17 protein-coding genes and 2 pseudogenes are annotated in these 17,115 nt (G+C 66.4%); 6 read left to right on the forward strand and 13 right to left on the reverse strand.

The annotated features are described in order from the left end of the window. Nucleotides 1–209: 209 nt before the first annotated feature. Nucleotides 210–644 (reverse strand): annotated as a pseudogene (locus ACYQR9_RS16320) (transposase); the annotation flags it as partial. Nucleotides 645–708: 64 nt separating this feature from the next. On the opposite strand from ACYQR9_RS16320, the gene ACYQR9_RS16325 reads away from it, so the two are divergent. Next, nucleotides 709–1,734: an IS110 family RNA-guided transposase gene (locus ACYQR9_RS16325; RefSeq protein WP_461227190.1), complete on the forward strand. Its 1,026-nt coding sequence runs from the start codon at nt 709–711 to the stop codon at nt 1,732–1,734. 260 nt (nt 1,735–1,994) lie between these two features. Here ACYQR9_RS16325 and ACYQR9_RS16330 read toward each other — a convergent pair. The 4 genes and pseudogenes from ACYQR9_RS16330 to ACYQR9_RS16345 all read right to left on the reverse strand — a co-directional run. Further along, nucleotides 1,995–2,533 (reverse strand): annotated as a pseudogene (locus ACYQR9_RS16330) (helix-turn-helix domain-containing protein); the annotation flags it as partial. Nucleotides 2,534–2,648: 115 nt separating this feature from the next. Next, nucleotides 2,649–3,491, reverse strand: a complete 843-nt coding sequence (locus tag ACYQR9_RS16335) for an ABC transporter ATP-binding protein (protein ID WP_461227355.1) — start codon at nt 3,489–3,491, stop codon at nt 2,649–2,651. Next, nucleotides 3,488–4,273 (reverse strand): ABC transporter permease, encoded by a 786-nt coding sequence (locus ACYQR9_RS16340; RefSeq protein WP_461229821.1) that lies wholly within the window; start codon nt 4,271–4,273, stop codon nt 3,488–3,490. Before ACYQR9_RS16340 ends, ACYQR9_RS16335 begins: the two co-directional genes overlap by 4 nt. A 68-nt stretch (nt 4,274–4,341) precedes the next feature. Next, a complete protein-coding gene (locus tag ACYQR9_RS16345) occupies nt 4,342–5,724 on the reverse strand; it encodes an ABC transporter substrate-binding protein (protein WP_461229822.1) in 1,383 nt (460 codons plus the stop codon). Nucleotides 5,725–6,126: 402 nt separating this feature from the next. Here ACYQR9_RS16345 and ACYQR9_RS16350 point away from each other — a divergent pair, with 402 nt between their 5' ends. Continuing rightward, nucleotides 6,127–6,903, forward strand: a complete 777-nt coding sequence (locus ACYQR9_RS16350; RefSeq protein ID WP_461227357.1) for a Crp/Fnr family transcriptional regulator — start codon at nt 6,127–6,129, stop codon at nt 6,901–6,903. An 87-nt stretch (nt 6,904–6,990) separates the two neighbouring features. Here ACYQR9_RS16350 and ACYQR9_RS16355 read toward each other — a convergent pair whose 3' ends face one another. The 4 genes from ACYQR9_RS16355 to ACYQR9_RS16370 are packed head-to-tail and all read right to left on the reverse strand — an operon-like array spanning nt 6,991 to nt 10,278. Beyond that, nucleotides 6,991–7,950, reverse strand: a complete 960-nt coding sequence (locus ACYQR9_RS16355; RefSeq protein WP_461229823.1) for a HEAT repeat domain-containing protein — start codon at nt 7,948–7,950, stop codon at nt 6,991–6,993. A 5-nt stretch (nt 7,951–7,955) separates the two neighbouring features. After that, nucleotides 7,956–8,189, reverse strand: coding sequence for a 4Fe-4S dicluster domain-containing protein (locus ACYQR9_RS16360; protein ID WP_461227359.1), 234 nt, complete (start codon nt 8,187–8,189; stop codon nt 7,956–7,958). A 39-nt stretch (nt 8,190–8,228) separates the two neighbouring features. After that, on the reverse strand, nt 8,229–9,965 hold the full coding sequence (locus ACYQR9_RS16365) for a fumarate reductase/succinate dehydrogenase flavoprotein subunit (RefSeq protein ID WP_461227361.1): 1,737 nt from the start codon (nt 9,963–9,965) through the stop codon (nt 8,229–8,231). Beyond that, nucleotides 9,958–10,278 (reverse strand): gamma-butyrobetaine hydroxylase-like domain-containing protein, encoded by a 321-nt coding sequence (locus tag ACYQR9_RS16370; protein ID WP_461229824.1) that lies wholly within the window; start codon nt 10,276–10,278, stop codon nt 9,958–9,960. Before ACYQR9_RS16370 ends, ACYQR9_RS16365 begins: the two co-directional genes overlap by 8 nt. A 537-nt stretch (nt 10,279–10,815) precedes the next feature. Here ACYQR9_RS16370 and ACYQR9_RS16375 point away from each other — a divergent pair. The 4 genes from ACYQR9_RS16375 (at nt 10,816) to ACYQR9_RS16390 (ending at nt 13,392) form a co-directional block, all read left to right on the forward strand. Continuing rightward, nucleotides 10,816–11,295, forward strand: a complete 480-nt coding sequence (locus ACYQR9_RS16375; RefSeq protein WP_461227363.1) for an OsmC family protein — start codon at nt 10,816–10,818, stop codon at nt 11,293–11,295. 2 nt (nt 11,296–11,297) lie between these two features. Next, the gene (locus tag ACYQR9_RS16380; protein ID WP_461227365.1) at nt 11,298–12,254 is read left to right on the forward strand and encodes a sulfonate ABC transporter substrate-binding protein; all 957 of its coding nucleotides are present in this window, start codon (nt 11,298–11,300) and stop codon (nt 12,252–12,254) included. Between the two features lie 428 nt (nt 12,255–12,682). Continuing rightward, nucleotides 12,683–13,198 (forward strand): ABC transporter substrate-binding protein, encoded by a 516-nt coding sequence (locus tag ACYQR9_RS16385; protein WP_461227367.1) that lies wholly within the window; start codon nt 12,683–12,685, stop codon nt 13,196–13,198. A gap of 11 nt (nt 13,199–13,209) precedes the next feature. Next, nucleotides 13,210–13,392: a hypothetical protein gene (locus tag ACYQR9_RS16390; RefSeq protein WP_461227369.1), complete on the forward strand. Its 183-nt coding sequence runs from the start codon at nt 13,210–13,212 to the stop codon at nt 13,390–13,392. A gap of 10 nt (nt 13,393–13,402) precedes the next feature. Here the strand turns inward: ACYQR9_RS16390 and ACYQR9_RS16395 are convergent, their stop codons facing one another. Genes ACYQR9_RS16395 through ACYQR9_RS16410 form a run of 4 tightly spaced genes read right to left on the reverse strand, consistent with a single transcriptional unit; the run spans nt 13,403 to nt 17,104 of the window. After that, nucleotides 13,403–14,485 (reverse strand): acyl-CoA dehydrogenase family protein, encoded by a 1,083-nt coding sequence (locus tag ACYQR9_RS16395; RefSeq protein WP_461227371.1) that lies wholly within the window; start codon nt 14,483–14,485, stop codon nt 13,403–13,405. After that, nucleotides 14,482–15,030, reverse strand: a complete 549-nt coding sequence (locus tag ACYQR9_RS16400; protein ID WP_461227373.1) for an OsmC family protein — start codon at nt 15,028–15,030, stop codon at nt 14,482–14,484. The genes ACYQR9_RS16395 and ACYQR9_RS16400 overlap by 4 nt, the downstream gene beginning before the upstream one ends. Nucleotides 15,031–15,041: 11 nt before the next feature. Further along, nucleotides 15,042–15,890 (reverse strand): ABC transporter permease, encoded by an 849-nt coding sequence (locus ACYQR9_RS16405; protein WP_461227375.1) that lies wholly within the window; start codon nt 15,888–15,890, stop codon nt 15,042–15,044. After that, on the reverse strand, nt 15,887–17,104 hold the full coding sequence (locus ACYQR9_RS16410; protein WP_461223587.1) for an ABC transporter substrate-binding protein: 1,218 nt from the start codon (nt 17,102–17,104) through the stop codon (nt 15,887–15,889). Before ACYQR9_RS16410 ends, ACYQR9_RS16405 begins: the two co-directional genes overlap by 4 nt. Between the last annotated feature and the right edge of the window lie 11 nt (nt 17,105–17,115).

Raw genomic sequence — 17,115 nt, forward strand, 5'->3', positions numbered from 1 at the left:
ACAGACTAGCTTCGCTGGCACTGATTCATCAGATCCAGGCCTCGGCGAACCCTTAGTCTCTTAGCCGACGATCTTTACGTCAATCGACAGAGATCTTCCGAGGCGGTGAATTCCACCGCATGCCCTGGGCCGCCATTGCGGTCCCCCTGTTGTGGACGCCTAAAGACCGAGAAGAGTCAGTTGAGGCTGCCACCTAGAGCTGTTCCCGCCTATGTAGCGACGGCCAAGTCGTCTTCGTATCCGGCGGCAGTGAGGCAGTTGCGGCACTCGTCTGGTGTGAAGCGGGCGAAGGCATAGCGGATGGCGGCCCAGAGATCTGGCACGGTTCGGGCGCCGACGGTTCGCAGCAGGTGCTTGAGCTTGGCGAAGATCTGCTCGATGGGGTTGAGGTCTGGACTGTAGGGCGGAAGGTACAGAACCCGTGCCCCCACCGCCTCGATGGCCTCGCGCACGCCGGCGACCTTGTGGGCCTGCAGGTTGTCGAGGATGACGGTGTCGCCGGGTTGCAGCATCGGGACGAGGCTGTCGGCGACGTAGCTGCGGAAGCGGGCGCCGTTGGTGGCGCCATCGACGAGGCTGAGGGCGCACAGGCCGGTGCTGCGCAGAGCGGCGGTGACGGTGGTGGTCTTGTAGTGATGGGGTGGACGCCCCCCGACGGCATCGACGTGCCAGATTGGTGGTGTTGTGAACCACCCGAGGGAGGCGTCCGTGACAGAGGTTAGCATCATCGGCCTGGATCTGGCCAAGAACGTCTTCCAGGCGCACGGCGCGAACGCTGCCGGTGCGCCGATCTTCCGCAAGAAGCTGCGGCGGGAGCAGGTGCTGGCCTTCTTTGCGGCCCAACCACCCTGCCTCGTGGCGATGGAGGCCTGCCCCGGTGCGCATCACTGGGGCCGCGAGATCGGCAAGCTCGGTCACACGGTCAAGCTGATCGCGCCTGCCTACGTGAAGCCCTTCGTCAAGCGGCAGAAGAACGACGCGGCCGATGCCGAGGCGATCTGCGAGGCCGCGCAGCGTCCGACCATGCGCTTCGTTGCCGTGAAGAGCGAAGCCAAGCAGGCCTCCGCGGTGATCTTCCGGACCCGCGACGTGCTGGTCGGCCAGCGCACCCAGCTCATCAACGCGATCCGCGGCCATCTTGCCGAGTACGGCCTGATCGCGGCGCAGGGGCCCGCCCATATCGAGCGGTTGATCGCGCAGATCGAGGATCCCGCTTCGGACATTCCTCCAGCCGCCCGCGCCAGCCTCGCCGTTCTCGTCTGTGCGCTCCGCCATCTGCAGGAGCAGACCGCAACCCTGGATGCTGAGATCGCCACGCGCGCGAAGGCCGACGATACGGCACGGCGGCTGATGAGCGTGCCGGGCATCGGCCCGCTGATCGCCACTGCCATCGAGGCCCTGGCCCCGCCCGTTGAGACGTTTCGTTCGGGCCGCGACTTCGCCGCCTGGGTCGGGCTGACACCGGTGCAGCGCTCGACCGGCGGCAAAGAGCGCCTGGGTCGCACCTCGCGCATGGGCGAGCGGACGCTGAGACGCCTGCTCATCATCGCGGCCAGCGCGGTGGTACGCTGGGCCAAGCGCAAGGGCGTGCCGGCCGACTCATGGCTCGGCCAAATGCTCGCTCGCAAGCCGCCGATGCTGGTCATCGTAGCTGTGGCGAACAAGAACGCGCGCATCGCGTGGGCCCTTCTGACGAAGGGTGGGATCTACCGAGCTCCGGCCGTCACCGCGTAGGCGGGGCGGACGCGAGGCTGTCGGAGGGCGTGAGGAGGTCGACGGACAGGTATGGCGCAACGTCGGTGAGACGGAGTTGGGAGAACCAGGCGCACGGGGAGCGCTTCGAGCGCGCTGTAGTGATGTGGTCCCGACTCTCGCACTCCCATACGGGCCCGCGGCATGTAACCCGCCGCATCAGAGGCCGGACACATGGCAGCACCCGATCACGCACCGCACCCGTCCAGAGATTTTGCTTGCACCCGAAGGGGCGTCCACACATGCCCGTGAGGCACGGCGATCCGGCAGCGCTGGCCGCGCGGCGCGCGACCGCAGCGGCGGGCCATCTTGGTCGTGGCGGCCGTCTCGTCGAGGAAGACCAGGCGATCCGGATCGAGATCGGGTTGACGCTCGAACCAGTCCTCGCGTGCGGCCTTCACATCCAGCCGCTCCTGCTCGGCCGCGTGGACAGCCCCTTTTTACGGGTGATGCCGTGGCGGGCGAAGAACCGTGACAGGCCGCTCGTGCTGGTTTGCACGCCCTGGGCCGCCAGGGCGTCGCGCAACTCGCGCAGGAAGAACTCGGGCTGGGCTTCGTAGGTGGAGAGGATCCGATTGGCCTGCGCCTCGATGGCCGGGAGACGATCGTCGCCCCGCGTCGGCTTGGGCACGACGTGGCCCTCCTGCGCGAACCGCGCCGACCACCGGCTGGCACTCGACACGCTCACACCGAACCGGGCTGCCGCTCGATGGAAGGAGGCGCCCTCGGCCACGGCCGCCACGACGCGCTCGCGCAGATCGACAGACAACGGTGACGGCATCGCTGGCTCCTTCACCAACCAACGCCGCAACCGCTAACCCGTCGCAACGCCCGCGGGAACGGCTCTAAGACACCGAGAAAGGATCACCTGTCCATTCGTCCGGCACGCCGTCAGCTCAAGCAGGCCCGAGCGCGCCGGGAGCTCCGATAGGGGTGAGGCGTGGAAGGGGCAGGCCGGCAGGGTCTGTGTGAAGGAGAGTCAAGCAATGTCGTTTAAGGGTCGTGAAGTGGGGGGAGGAGATCAGGTCCCGCTGGCGCGGGCGCGCAAAGTCGATTGTGAGATCGTCGAGAATACGCCCGGGGCGCGGGGTCATCACGACGATGCGGTCGGCCAAGAAGAGCGCCTCGTCGATGTCGTGGGTGACGAATAGGATCGTCGTCCTGTTCTGGCTCCAGACCCTGAGGAGGAGTTCCTGCATCGTCAGGCGCGTTTGCGCGTCGAGGGCCCCGAAGGGCTCGTCCATCAGCAGAACGCGAGGCCGATTGATCAGCGCGCGAGCGATCTCGACGCGTTGCTGCATGCCGCCCGACAGTTCCGCCGGGTAGCGATCCTCGAAGCCCGAGAGGCCGACCTGGGCCAGGAAATCGCGCGCCTGGGCCAGGCGCTCGCGCTTCGCCACGCCCTTCATCTTGAGGCCGAAGGCGACATTGTCGATGACGCTGCGCCAGGGAAACAGCGTGTGGTGCTGAAACACGATGCCCCGATCGGGATGCGGGCCGGCGATGTCACGGCCGTCGAGGCTGACGCGGCCGGAGCGGAGGGATAGATGTCCCGCGACCGCCCCCAGCAACGTCGACTTGCCGCATCCCGAGGGGCCGAGGAGGCAGACGAACTGCTCGGGCGCGATGTCGAGGTCGATGTCCTCGACGACGTCGAAGGCGGCGGCTCCTCGGCCGAGCCGGATCACGCCACCCTCCAGGGCGACGTGGCCGCCGATGGAGCGCGCGGGCTTGGTCATCGTGCGCCTCCCAGGGCGGCCCAGGGGGTCAGCAGGGATCCGATCCCGCGCACCAGCAGGCTCGATCCCATCCCGAGCAGCCCGATCAACAGCATGCCGACGACGATGTTGTCGTAGTTCTGCAGCGTGTAGGATTCCCAGGTGAAGTAACCGATACCGTACTGGCCGGAGATCATTTCGGCGGTCACAAGACAGAACCACGCCGTGCCCATCCCGATGGCGGCCCCTGTGACGATGCTCGGGGTCGCGCCGGGCAGGATCACCTCACGGAGGATCGCGGCCCGTCCCGCGCCGAGGCTGCGGGCGGAGGCGACGAGGCGCGGACTCACCGTCTCGACCCCATGCACGGTGTTGAGGAGGATCGGAAACACCGCGCCCGTGAAGGTAATGAACGCCATCGACAGTTCGGAGGACGGAAACATCAGGATCGCCAAGGGAATCCAGGCGACGGCGGGGATGGGCCGAACCACCTCCAGAGGCGGCAGCAGGAGGTCCCGGGCCAGGCGGAAACGACCGATGGCGACACCGAGACCGATTCCGACGGCGAGCGCTGCCAGAAAGCCCAGCATGACCCGCACGAGGCTGGCGCCGAGATGGGGCCAGAGAATCGGGGATCGGAAGAGGGCGAGGGCCGCCTGCGCGGCCTCGATCGGGGTCGGCACGTTGCGGAAGCTGACGATGCCGAGATCGACCTTGCCGTTCGCGAGGAGATGCCAGGCGGCGAGACTGGCGAGGAGCGAGGTCCCGCGCAGGACGAGGCGCAGCTCGGGCAGGCGACGCAGGACGCCGAGCCATGCCGGCCCCCGGCTTCGCGTTCCCGCTGGGGCAAAGGCGGCCGTGACCGAGGCGCTCACCGGGCGCTCAACTGCGCACCGCCACCGCTGCGGGCGGTCGCAAAATCGATGACCTCGCCGCCATTCCGCGCGGCATGGGCTTCGGCGTCACCCTTGAGTAAGAAGGCGTCGAGGCGCTTGCTCGCGTCCCGGACGAACCAAGCCTGCGTTGCCAGGAGCTTGATTCCCGATTGCCGATCCTGGGCGTAGAAGGCGCGGGCCTCACGTCCCTCGCGGCTCAGGGTGGCAAGTCCCAGTAAAGCCCCTTCGGGGGTAGCGTAATGCCGGACCTTTGGCTCACCGCGCACCCAGATCTGAGCGACACGCGTAACATCGGTGATCGGCAGGCCGGTTCCGGCATCGTTCGCGACCAGCGGCGATTGTGCGTAATCCTTCAAGCGGGCCTCGTAATCGAGGCCGGCCTGCACCGACGCGGCACGGATGAAGCGGTCATCGACGAAGCGATCGAGATCGATGTCGGAATCCGCCTTCTTCAGAAGTTTCAAGGTCTCGAAGGAGGTCTTCACCGCCTGGCGGTATTCCGGCTTCCAAGTGATGTCGCGGGTCTGAAGCCCGAGGGGGCCATGGAACAGATAGGCGACCTCAGCCTCGATCCCGGTGACCTTCTCGATCAGTTCGGCGTAACGTTCGGGCTCGGCGGCGACAAGCCGATCCGCTTCGATTCCGGCCCGCAGATAGGCCGTGACGATCTCGGGATATTTCTCCGCGTAATCCGCGTCGGCGAGGGCGCCGTGGAAGGTCGGGGCGCCCGCCTGCGAGCCGTCATAGATCTTGCGGGCGAAGCCACGCCACGGAAACAACTCCGCGAAGGGTACGAAGTCGGCATGGGCGTCAATTTTGTTGGCGAGCAACGCCGAGCCCGCCACTTCGGGAGCCTGAGTGATGATGGTCACATCGCGCGCCGGGTCCCAGCCCTGGGCCTTCACGGCCCGCAGCAGCAATCCGTGCGCGGTGGAGGCGAAGGGGACGGAGATGGTCTTGCCCTTCAGATCAGAGAGAGACTGGACCGGCGAATCTTTCGGCACCACGATGCCGTTGCCGCTTCCCTTCACGCTGCCGGAGAGCACGCTGATGAACAGGCTGCGGCGTCCGGCCTTGGCGAAGGCGTAACCATTGAGTGAGCCCGGGAAATCAGCCATGGCACCGAGGTCGAGCTTGCCCGCCACCATCTCGTTGGTGAGTGGCGCCCCGCTGGTGAAGTTCCGCCATTCGATGGCGTAGGTCGCGTCCTTATACTTGCCGTCACGAGGCAGATACTTCTCAAGGAGCTTCAGCTCACGGATCAACAGGCCGCCCGTGGCGCAGTTGATCGTGGTGTCCTGCGTGCCGACTGCAATGCGGATCGTTTCAGCACGAGCGGCGCCAAGGGCCGTGCCCATGAGAAGAAGCGCTGCGACCGTGCGGCCGAGGCCCCGGGCAAGCGGACGAGGATTGATCACGCGTTTGTCTCCATCGAACTGGCGGATCGCGGAAAATTCGGTGCAGCGACGGTTCAACCGCCGGGAACTCGAAGCCATGCACCGGGACCATTAGGCGAGAAGCGATCCCGCTGGGCGAGCAATTAATTTCATCGACAAGCGAACACTTGACATGAATTGCATTTGATCTGTCGCTTTGGAAGCAATGTCTCTTGCGGGGCCAGCTATTGGAAGATCGTAGCCTTCCAGCGTCTGAATTTAGAATTGCTTCAAGCGGACTTCACCCGATAATCGCCGTGCAGCCCATCCTTGGTGCCGGTGTCGGTTCCCCAGCGCGTGGGCTGCTCGAGAACGAGTCCCATCATGTCTTCGGCAACGCTCGCACATACGGAATTCTGCAGGCCTGCGCCCCTCATCGCGAGTGCCCTGTTCCTCAGCGAGACGACAGATGGCCTTGATGACGGTGCAAGCTTCCTCGACGGCCTGACGCTGTCGGAGATCGCTCGTGTCCGCGCCGCCGGACGTGTCCTGACGCTTGCCCCCGGCGAGAGTGTGTTCACTCAGGGCGAGCCGCATGCGGGCATCTTCCTGATCGAGGAAGGACGCGTCAGGGTATTCTACTCCGGGCCGTCCGGCAGGGAGGTGACGCTCGCCTATTGGACGCCCGGCCATTTCATCGGTGGCCCAAGCATCTATGGCGGTGGTTCGCACCAATGGTCGGGGGTCGCGATCGAGCGGGTGCGCGTCACCGTCCTGTCGAGCGCGACCCTGCGTAGCCTGATCCGCCAGATGCCGGGCTTCGCCCTCTGCCTCATCGCGGCGCTCGAGGCGAAAGGCCGTTGCTACACCGCGATGGCGCAGATGCTGGGAACGCGCTCGGTGATCGAGCGCCTAGCTCAGCTTCTGCTCAATCTCGGCGAACTCTACGGAACTCCGGAGGGCGGCCGAGAGGGTGGCGTCGTAGTTATTCATAGGCGCATCACCCATGATGAGATCGCCGCCCTGGTCGGCTCGACCCGCCAATGGGTAACGATGATGCTCAAGCGATTCCAGCACGATAGGATCGTCGCGATCGACAAGGCGCATATCCGCCTGCTCCGTCCGGGACGGCTGCAGGAAATCGTGCAGACCGAGGGCTGATCTACGGAGCTGGCCGGTTCCGTCCGGGGATCGAGCGAGGCCGTGAGGCGCCTCTTCGAAGGCTCCCCCGGCACACTGCTCAAGCATTCAGGCGGACAATTGCTCCAAGGCCCAGCGCGCGGTCTTGCGGACGTCCGGATCGGAATCGTCCGCGACCGCCGTGAGTCCCGGCCGTGCAGCAGGATCGGCAATTTCACCCAAAGCTGCAGCGGCCTCCTTGCGCAAAGCCGGTCGTTCGTCATCGAGAGCGGCCAGGATCGCGGATACGGCGCTCCGCTCCTTCAGCTTACCGAGACTGCGCAGGGCCTTCTGGCGCACCTGCCAGTAGGAGTCTCCCAGCGCATCGAGCAGGGCGGCAGAGCGCACGCCCGGTCCGGTCCTGCCCAACGCCTCTGCGGCGATCTCCCTCACGCTCCAATCGGCGTCGCGGAGCGCATCCGCGATCGCATCCACGGCGTGGCCGTGCCGGGAAAAGGCGAGCGCACCGACTCCGGCCCGCCGCACTTCGGCATCCGGATCGCGGGTGGAACCGATGAGGGAAGGCAGCGCCTCCTCCCTCTTTAAATAGGCGATGACGCCGACGGCTTCCGCCCGCACCGCCGGCTCTGGGTCACCGAGGGCTGCGACGGCAGGGCCGAGGGACGTGTCGAGACGAAGGTTGCGGAGGCCTCTTAGGGAAGCGGCGCGCACGAAGGCATCCGCATGCCGGACGAAGGGCAGCAGCGGCGCGCCGGCGGCTGGATCTTTCAGCTCGGTCAGGCTTTCCGCCGCCGCCTTGGCCACGTCGCGATCGGGATCGGCAAGGGCTCCGGCGAGGGCGGACGCCACCGCCGGACCGTCGAAGCCGCCGAGGGCTTCGGCGACCTGCCGGCGCACTCCGGCATCCGGATCGGCGGCGATGCCGGTGAGATGCGGGACCGCGTTGGGATCCGCCGTCTCGGCGAGGTCCAGAACCGCGACGCGACGCACGGCCGGATCGGGATCAGTCAGCCTGAGGGCGAGTTCGGCGACATCGCCGAACTCTTCGAAAGGATCGGTCACCGCCATCATGGTCACCGCAGCAGATAGGGGATCTGGACGCTCACGGCGCCGGTCGGGCAGTCGGTCTCGCAGGGCATGCAATACCAGCACTCGTCGTATTTCATGTAGGCCTTGCCGGTGAGATCGCTGATCCGCAGCACATCGAGGGGGCAGACATCGACGCAGACTGTGCAGCCCTTGTCGGCGATGCACTTGGTGGCATCCACGGTGACGGGCACCGTACTCGGGGCGTGGGCAAGGGGCATCGGTATCCTTCTGGACTGACGTCGCGTCGAGGTGTTTGCTCAGGCCTGCTTACGGACGCGCTGGTGGTCGTAAGCACCACGCTCCTCGTCCGCGATGGCCACGATGTAAGGGGTGATGGGCCGCTTCTCGCTAATCATGCGCCCGGCCTCCTTGCGCAGGATGGTGTGGCAGAACCAGTCGGAATCGTTCTTGTCCGGATGGTCCGTGCGGTTGTGATAGAGGCCCCAGCGGCTCTCGGTCCGGTAGAGTGAGGCCGCCGCCGCCATGTCGGCGCAGTCGAGGATCGAGGAAGCCTCAAGGGCTCGCATCAATTCATGGCTGTCGCGGGCGACCATGCGGGTCTCCAGGTCTTCGCGGATCTCGGCGAAGCGGCGCTGGCCAATCTCCATTTTGGCCGTCACCTTGGGCGGCTGCAGGTAGTCGTTCACGAAGCGCCGGGTCTTGTATTCGATCTGGTTCGGCGGAATGCCGTCCTCCCGCCGTGTCGGAGCCAGCACCCGGTCGCGCTCGCGGGCGATGTCCTCAGCCGAGACCTCCGGCCAGTCGATCTCCGCCGCACGGTCGACGGCATGCTCGCCCGCGATGGCACCGTTGGTGAAGGCGCCAAGCATGTAGCTGTGAGGCACATTGGCCATGTCGCCGGCCGCGTAGAGCCCCGGCACGGTCGTGCGGGCGAATTCGTCGACGAAGACGCCGGACGCGCTGTGGCCCGAGCAGAAGCCGACCTCCGAGATATGCATCTCGATCATCCGCTGGCGGTAATTCGTGCCCCGGTTCTCGTGGAAGCGTCCGCGCGAGGGCCGCTCGACCTTGTGCAGGATCGTCTCTATCTCGCCCACCGTGTCGGCATGCAGATGGTCGAGCTTGAGGAAGACCGGGCCCTTCCCGCTCTGCAACTCGTTATAGAATTCCTGCATCATCTGGCCGGACCAGTAATCGCACTCGATGAAGCGCTTGCCCTCGCTATTGGCCGTGTAGGCGCCGAACGGACCCGCCACGTAGGCGCAGGCTGGGCCGTTATAGTCCTTGATCAAGGGATTGATCTGGTAGCATTCGAGGTTCGCGAGACCGGCGCCGGCATGGTAGGCCATGCTGTAGCCGTCGCCCGAATTGGTGGCGTTTTCGTAGGTTCCCCAGAGATAGCCCGATTGCGGCAGACCGAGGCGTCCGGCGGCTCCCAGGCACAGGATCACCGCCTTGGCGCGGATGACCAGAAATTCGGCACTGCGGGTGTTGACCGCCACGGCCCCTGCAATACGCCCATCCGGCGCATTGAGGAGCCGGGTTGCCATGAAGCGGTTCGAGATCAGCACCTGCGCCTTGCGCAACTGCCGGTAGAGCGCCTTCTTCACCGTTTCGCCATTGGGCATCGGCAGGACGTAGGTGCCGAGATGATGCACCTTCTTGACGTCGTAATCGCCGTTACCGTCACGCTGGAAGCGGATGCCGAAGCGGTCAAGTTCCTGAATGATCTCGTAGCAACGCTCCGCGTATTTGTAGACCGGCGCCTGATCACAGATGCCGTCATTCGCGATGGTGATTTCCTTGGTGTACTGCTCGGGAGTGGCGTAACCTGGGATGACGGCGTTGTTCAGCCCGTCCATTCCCATTGCGATCGCGCCCGAACGCTTCACATTTGCTTTCTCCAGGAGCACGACCCTGGCTTTCGGGTTGCGCAGCTTGGCCTTCAGGGCTGCCATTGGGCCCGCCGTGCCGCCGCCGATGACCAGCACGTCGCACGCGATCTCCGACGTGGCATCGTGAATCTCATCCATGGCCGGCCTCGGATGTGGTGCTGGCGCCCTCGGCCAGCGTGCGCAGGTAGGACCACGGGAAAATCCCCCGGTCGTGACCGTCGGAGAAGACGAGGTTCACCGCATAGGCGCCCACCGGCAGGACATCGCGGATCACCAGATCCGCCGGTAGGACCGAGGGGACCGCATCCACGGATGCCCGCACCGAGCCTGCGCTCCGACTTCCCGCCCTGAGGGTCGCGGCCGACAGGGATGAGAGGGTGCCGTCCTCCCACCGGACGTCGAGGCGTGTGGCCCCTTTCGTCAGTCTGATCTCGCTTGGGATTTCCACTATCGCCTCCTTCCCGTCGAGCCTAAGGCCAGGGAGACCGGCGGCTCGGAACGGTTAGAGCGGAGGGCGTGCCCGGTTGTTAAGAAACTAATTGCCTCGGCGGCGAGCCGGGCCTTAAAGCCAAGCCATCACGCCAAGCCTTGTAAGGCGGTTTGCCGCCCGGAGCCTTTCCTTGCCGGCAACGCGAGCGCTGACGTTGCAAACATCCCCCTTTTCAAGCGGATGAGCATGCGGGCCATGCCGTCAAACCGAACGCTGTCCGACGGGCGGTTCCAGGTCCCGCTCGTCAGAGTCGGCGGCATCGGGAAACCCTGACATCGGGATTTTCCAGAATATCGTTCCCATATTCGTCACAACAACGAACGCTCATTCTGCTGCATGAAGGCTATACAGAGGCATACGCAATACGCCTCTGGGTTCATCCGCGGATGCAAGCACTGTAGCGGCCAGCCGATGAGCGAAATAGATTTGTATCTCGAAGACAAACGCCGCGCGCTTGATTCTCGCCAAGAGCGCGTCCGGCAGGGCAAGGTTTCCGCGGTGCCACTGACGGCGCGCGCGTCGGTGGAGGGCCGCAGCGGCGTGCGCCGCATCGGAATTCGCCGGCACGCGATCGTGTCCGACAGCCAGCCCGACTTCGCGGGGTTCGACCTCGGGCCGAGCTCCCCGGAGCTTCAGCTCGGCGTCCTCGGCTCCTGCCTCGCCCATACGATCCTGATCCAGGCCGCCCTTCAGGATCTGCCGATCACCTCCCTGGAGGTCGAGGTCGCGGGGACGTTCGACCCGCGGGCGGGCACGGAGGGCTTCGAGGATATCCCCGTGCATCCGCGGGACCTGACCTACGAGGTACGCCTCGATTCACCGGCCGAACCGTCGACGGTCCAGGCGTTTCGGGCCCGGGTCGAGAAGGCCTGCCCCATCCTCAATCTGCTTCGCCTGCCACAATCCGTGAGCGGCCGCTTCACCCACACCGCGCCCGGCCATGGGGCGGATGCCCCTCTACAGGAGACGAACCCGTGACGATGACCCGACGCCGTGTGCCGGCCTTGCTTCTTGCCCTCGGAACGGGCCTCGCGGAATTTACTGGGGCGGTCGCCGATGAGAGTGCACCCAAGGACTTCCGCATCGGCTATCAGAAGATCGGCCTTATCGTCGTCGCACGCCAGCAGGGCGTGATCGAGAAGCGCTTGGCGTCCCAGGGCACAAAGGTACAGTGGGTCGAGTTCCAGGCGGGACCACCCCTGCTCGAAGCTTTGAGCGCAGGCAGCATCGACTTCGGCTATACCGGCGACGCGCCACCGATCTTCAATCAGGCTGCGGGCGGCAATCTCGTTTATGTCGCCGCCTCGGCGCCCTCGGGAGACGGAGAGGCGATCCTGGTCAAGGAGGATTCACCGATCCGCTCGGTTGCCGACCTCAAGGGCAAGAAGATCGCGTTCGGACGTGGCACCTCTGCGCACAACCTTCTCATCGCCGCTCTTGAGAAAGCTGGCCTGACCTTCGCCGACATCACGCCGGCCTACCTGACGCCGGCCGATGCCGGCTCGGCCTTCGCCAACGACAGCGTCGACGCCTGGTCGATCTGGGACCCTTACTTTGCTGTCGCGCAGGCGCGGAGCAAGACACGGGTTCTTGCCACCTCGGGCCAGACCCTCGACGTGTCCGCCTATTTCCTGGCGAACAAGACCTTCGCCGACAAGCATCCGGGCGTCGTGGTCAGCGCCCTGTCGGCACTCTCCGAGGCGGCGGCCTGGGCCGAAGGACATCGCGACGAAGTGGCCCAAGCGCTAGCGACCGTGACCGGTATTCCCTTTGCTATCCAGAAGACGGCTGCGGACCGAACGCAGTTCGGTGTGCGGCCACTTTCCGACCCGATCCTTGCGAACCAACAGGCGACGGCGGACCGGTTCCATCGCCTCGGCCTGATTCCCCGCGCCATCCAGGTCCGTGACGCCGTATGGACACCGCCGCGCACCTGAGCGCGGCGGCCTCGGTCTGTTGCAGAGTTGAATCGCCTTTAGAACGCCCGATGAGACGAATACGACGTCGTTCGGCTTTCGTCCGAAAACTAAGTTGCCGGAAGAACCGCCCGGCAGTAGACGAACAGATGTCGGTATCGATCTTGCTACCCCGCAGAACAATCATCCATTAAATCGAATTAATATAGTATTCAGCCAATCTTATTGCAGTGCAGCTGATGAATACATTGTTCAATACGTGGACATCGTGGCTTGGCGGGACAGCTCGGCTGTCTTGGCCTTCGGCGTGTGTGACTGGGGGCGGCGGGATGGTGTTAAGAAGTATGCGAGGCGTCGCAGGTGTGATGCTAGCGCTCGCGGTAAGTCCGGTATGCGCAGAGCCCGAGCGGCAAGGCGGGACCCTGACCGCGATCGTCCAGCCAGAGCCGGTGATCCTGACCGCGGCGGTCAGTTCAGCCGCTCCAACCGGGGTGGTAAGCGGGACGATTTTCGACGGGCTCGTCGACTACGACCGCGACCTCAAGCCGATTCCGGCTCTCGCCACTGCCTGGGAGACTGCACGCGACGGGCTCAGTCTGACCCTGCACCTGCGCTCCGGCGTGAGCTGGCACGACGGCCAGCCTTTCACGGCGGCGGACGTTAAATGGACCCTCGAGAACGTCTGGACCAAGATCCATCCGCGCGACCAGATCAGCTTTGGCCCAGATCACCTTTGGCAAGGTGACGACCGTCGAGACGCCCGATCCGCTTACCGTGATCCTGCGCCTCAGCCAGCCCTCGCCTGCGATCCTATCGTCCCTCAATACAATGGCGCGCGGATGCTTCCCAAGCACCTCTATGAGGGCACGGACGGGCTCTCGAACCCTTACAATAAAAAGCCGGTCGGCACGGGTCACTCCTCGATGCTGCCGTGGGATACCTGTCGCTCCCGCTGTTTCTCCTGATCTAGGAAGCCGTGTCGCAGGCGGGCATCGTCAACACCGTGCTTTTCCCGCCGCCGACCGTCGTGGCGCAGGCGCTGCACGAATGGCTGATCTCTGGTGAACTGCCGTCGGACCTAGCCGCGAGCCTTGCGCGGGTTCCTGTGGGCTTCCTGCTGGGATCCAACCGGCCGCACCTGTCGAGCACCGCGCGTTGACAAGCAGCCGTCACCCGCCCGCGAGTTCCCGCGTGATGTGCTTCACCGAGGGCGTGACGATGGCCACGAACTGCGCCTCACGCAGCCGCCGGAAGGGTTCGGAGCCTTCGAGATACCCGCGCGCGCCGAACTGAAGCATGGCGGCTTGCGCCGCCTCCAGGGCGAGCCAGGAAATGTCGAGGCGTAGGCGCAGGGTCTCGCGGAACGCGCCCGCCGCCGGGTCGGCATGGCGTTCGGCCGCGTGCACGAACCGCGTCCACAGGTCGGCCGCCCGCGCGTCGATCCCCTCGGCCCCAAGAGGAAGCGCCGCGCCGTCCCGGCTGCCCCGGCCATCCGCGCGCATCAGCGCGGCGACGCCACGGGCGAGCCCCAGTCCCATGCCGGCCTGGAGTAGAACGAAGCCGTTGCGGATGCGGGGGACGAAGGCCGCGGCGTCAGGGGCGATCACGTCGTCGTCAGGCACGAAGGCGTCGCGGACCATCACCGTGTAGGTCCCGGTGCCTTCGAGGGCTACGAAGCGGGCATTGGCTGCGATGGCAACCCCTTCCTGGCCTGCCGCGAACACCGCCATGACACGGCGGCCGTCGTCCAGGGCGAAGATGCTGGCGAACGGGTGGTCGGGGCCGAGATTGGAGACCCAGGGCAAGCGCCCGCGCACCCTGTAGCCGCCTGGCACCCGTCGACCCGTGAGGGCGAGGGGCTCGATGCCGGCGAACGCCTTCATTGGATTAGACAGTCCAGTGCCGCCGAGGCGTACGCCGTTGGCAATGTCGGCCAGATGGCGGTCGCGGGCAGGCGCATTGCCATGGGCGAGGTACCAGGCAAGGGCGTCCTGGCACCAGACGCAGAAGGCCGTCGACAGGCAGGCGGCCCCCACCGCCGCCATCGCTTCCACGGCTCGGATCAGTCCCTCGGGTGTACCCTGCGTGTGGTGGGCATAGGCACCGGCTGCGCCGAGGCCGCGCAGCACGCCGTCTGGATAGAGCCCCCCGTCGATCGCACCGACGATCGGCGCGAGTTCGTCACGCACGACGCCGGCGACGTCCCGAGGGACTTCGGGAAGCGCCGCGGGGCGGGCGAGGGCCGCGCTCATCGATTGCGGACGAGGCTGACGGCGACGGGATTCCTGACCGTGTTGAGCACCGGCGACCAGTCACCCGCATGGGCCACGAGGTCGTCGAGTTCGGCTTGGCTCGCCCCCTCGATGTCGAGGCGCGCGGTCAGGCGCACGGCAGTGAGGCCGACGGTCTTCGGCGACAGGTCGCCCGTCCCCCAGACCGAGGTGATGTTGATATCCCCCTCGCTCTCGATCTCGATGCCGCGCACGGTCCAGCCGCGCGCGACTGCGTTGGCTTGGAGGCCAACCGCCACGCAGGTGCCGAGGGCTGCGAGCAGCGCCTCGGTGGGGTTCGGGGCGGTGTCATCGCCGAGGAGGCCGCGCGGCTCGTCCACCACGTGGGCGTCGAGGTTGCGCACGTAGTTGAGATGGCGGAAGCGCCGACCCTCGGCGATGGTCCGGGCGCGCACCGTGCGAACGGCCGTCGGATCGGCGCGGCCCTTCTCCGACAGGGCCGCCAGGGCGTCCCGGTCGATGGTCTCGAAAGTCTGGACGATCTCTCTCACGGAGGCGGACGACATGGGCGTTCCTTTCAGGTCGCGGGAATCCAGCGGGCGCGGGCAGCGAGCCGTCCGAGGCCGGCGTCGAGGGCGTAGCCGATCAGTCCGATCAGCAGGACGAGGGCCGCCAAGCGGTCGTACGAGAGGGTGTCGCGCGCATCGTTGATGGCATAGCCGAGGCCGCTAGTGACCCCGAGATACTCGGCCGGCACGAGCACGATCCAGGCGACGCCGAGCGCCAGGCGCAGGCCCGTGAGGATGTCCTGCAGCACCGCCGGAACCACGATCCGGTGCAGGGTGGCGATCCGGCCGCCGCCGAGGTTGCGCGCGAGGGTGAGCCAGATCGGATCGATCCGCTTCACGCCAGCCGCGGTCGAGAACAGGATCGGCCAGATCGCGGCGGCCGCGATAAGGAACACGATGGCGCCCTCCCAGGTCGGGAAGGCCAGCACCGCCACCGGCATCCAGGCCAGCGGCGAGACCATGCGCAGGAGCTGGAAGGGGGGCTGCAGGGCGCGTTCGGCCAGCGGCGAGGCCCCGAAGAGCAATCCGAATGGCACCCCGAGCACGAAGGCGTAGGCGAGGCCTTGGCCGATCCTGGCAAGGCTCGGCAGCGCGGCCCGCCAGGCCTCGCCGGAGGTGAGAAGATCGGCGAACGACGCGATGGCCGGTCCGGGAGCGAAGCCCGCGAAGGCGGTATAGGCCGGATCGTTCGCGAGGAGGCAGCCGGCCGCGAACCACAGCAAAAGGATGGTGCCGACACCGAGAAGCGGCGCTGTCCAATGCAGCACGCCGGCAAAGGATCGGCTCTCCGGCCAGGCGGGCGCGGACGTGGGGCCGCCGATGTCCGCTGGTGCGGACTTCAGGAGGCCCACGGTCATAGCGACAGCGTCTCGGTGCGGTCGGTGCCGGACCCGGGGAACGCATCCGGGAAGCGCTTGAGGGATGCGGCCACGAAGCGGTCGTCGACGAGGTCGCGCGCGACGAAATCCGGATCGAGCCCGTTCAGGAAGGTTGCGTCGCCCTCCACCACGGTCCGGCCCATGGCCTCGACGATCAGGCGGGTCGCGGACGGGTAGGGCCAGGGCTGGAAGTCGATGCGGCTCGCCGCCCAGTCCGCGTGGCGGATGGCACCGCTCGCCGCATAGGCGGGACCGTAATCGGTCATTGCCTTGACCACCACGTCGGCGGCCATCGGCAGGTAACCGCGTCCGTCCTTCGAGATGAGCCGGGCCACGGCCTCCTTGTTGGCGGACGCATAGGCCTGCGCGCGCACGATGGCGTCGATGGCCTTGCCCGTCCATTCGGGGCGCTCCACCGTTGTCCGCTCATGCGCGACGACCACGCAGCAGGGGTGGTTTTTCCAGATGTCCCCGGTGAAGCGCAGCATCCGGGCGCCGGCCTTGATCTCGCCGAGCGCATTGAACGGCTCGGCCACGATGTAGCCGTCGACCTTGCCGGCCGCCAGCGCCGCCGGCATCTCGGGTGGCGGCAGGATCTGGAGAGCGCATTCACCTGGGCCCGCCTCGCCCCGGATCACCGGCGTGATGCCGGATTCACGCAGCGCGTACTGCAGCACCACGTTGTGCATCGAGTACCAGTACGGAACCGCGACCCGCTTGCCGGCGAGCCCCCTGAAGTCGGTGATGCCGCCCTTGCCCCCGACGACGATGCCGGAGCCGTTGGTGTGGGCCCAGGCCAGAACCTTGACCGGGAACTTGTTGTTGTAACGCATCCAGACCGGGATGGGCTTGAGCAGGTGGGCGAGGTTGAACTTGCCGGCGGCGAAGCCTTCGACCAGGGCCGACCAGGACCGCACGGGGGTTGGCTCGGCCACCTTGAGGCCTGCCTCCTCGAAATAGCCCTTGGCGTGGGCGACCAGGAGGGCGGTGGCGTCGGTGATCGGAAGGTAGCCGATGCGCACCACATCGTCGTCGGCCGCGTGCACGGCCCGGCTCGACAGGCCGAGGCCGGCACCACCCAGCAGGGCGGCGAGGCCGCCGCGCGCGAGGCTGTCGAGGGTGTCGCGGCGGGTCCAGTCCGCGCGCGTCCATTCATGCGTCCAAAGGGCGGAGAGGTCGTCGGGAGCGGTCATCAGGAGGGTCC

Source organism: Methylobacterium sp. CM6241, from assembly GCF_054817845.1.

Bases quoted from the DNA above. Each gene is read 5' to 3' on its own strand.
- ACYQR9_RS16335 (WP_461227355.1), bottom strand. From the start codon at position 3,491: ATGACCAAGCCCGCGCGCTCCATCGGCGGCCACGTCGCCCTGGAGGGT.
- ACYQR9_RS16345 (WP_461229822.1), bottom strand. From the start codon at position 5,724: ATGGGCACGGCCCTTGGCGCCGCTCGTGCTGAAACGATCCGCATTGCA.
- ACYQR9_RS16350 (WP_461227357.1), top strand. From the start codon at position 6,127: ATGTCTTCGGCAACGCTCGCACATACGGAATTCTGCAGGCCTGCGCCC.
- ACYQR9_RS16355 (WP_461229823.1), bottom strand. From the start codon at position 7,950: ATGGCGGTGACCGATCCTTTCGAAGAGTTCGGCGATGTCGCCGAACTC.
- ACYQR9_RS16360 (WP_461227359.1), bottom strand. From the start codon at position 8,189: ATGCCCCTTGCCCACGCCCCGAGTACGGTGCCCGTCACCGTGGATGCC.
- ACYQR9_RS16365 (WP_461227361.1), bottom strand. From the start codon at position 9,965: ATGGATGAGATTCACGATGCCACGTCGGAGATCGCGTGCGACGTGCTG.
- ACYQR9_RS16380 (WP_461227365.1), top strand. From the start codon at position 11,298: ATGACCCGACGCCGTGTGCCGGCCTTGCTTCTTGCCCTCGGAACGGGC.
- ACYQR9_RS16395 (WP_461227371.1), bottom strand. From the start codon at position 14,485: ATGAGCGCGGCCCTCGCCCGCCCCGCGGCGCTTCCCGAAGTCCCTCGG.
- ACYQR9_RS16400 (WP_461227373.1), bottom strand. From the start codon at position 15,030: ATGTCGTCCGCCTCCGTGAGAGAGATCGTCCAGACTTTCGAGACCATC.
- ACYQR9_RS16405 (WP_461227375.1), bottom strand. From the start codon at position 15,890: ATGACCGTGGGCCTCCTGAAGTCCGCACCAGCGGACATCGGCGGCCCC.
- ACYQR9_RS16410 (WP_461223587.1), bottom strand. From the start codon at position 17,104: ATGACCGCTCCCGACGACCTCTCCGCCCTTTGGACGCATGAATGGACG.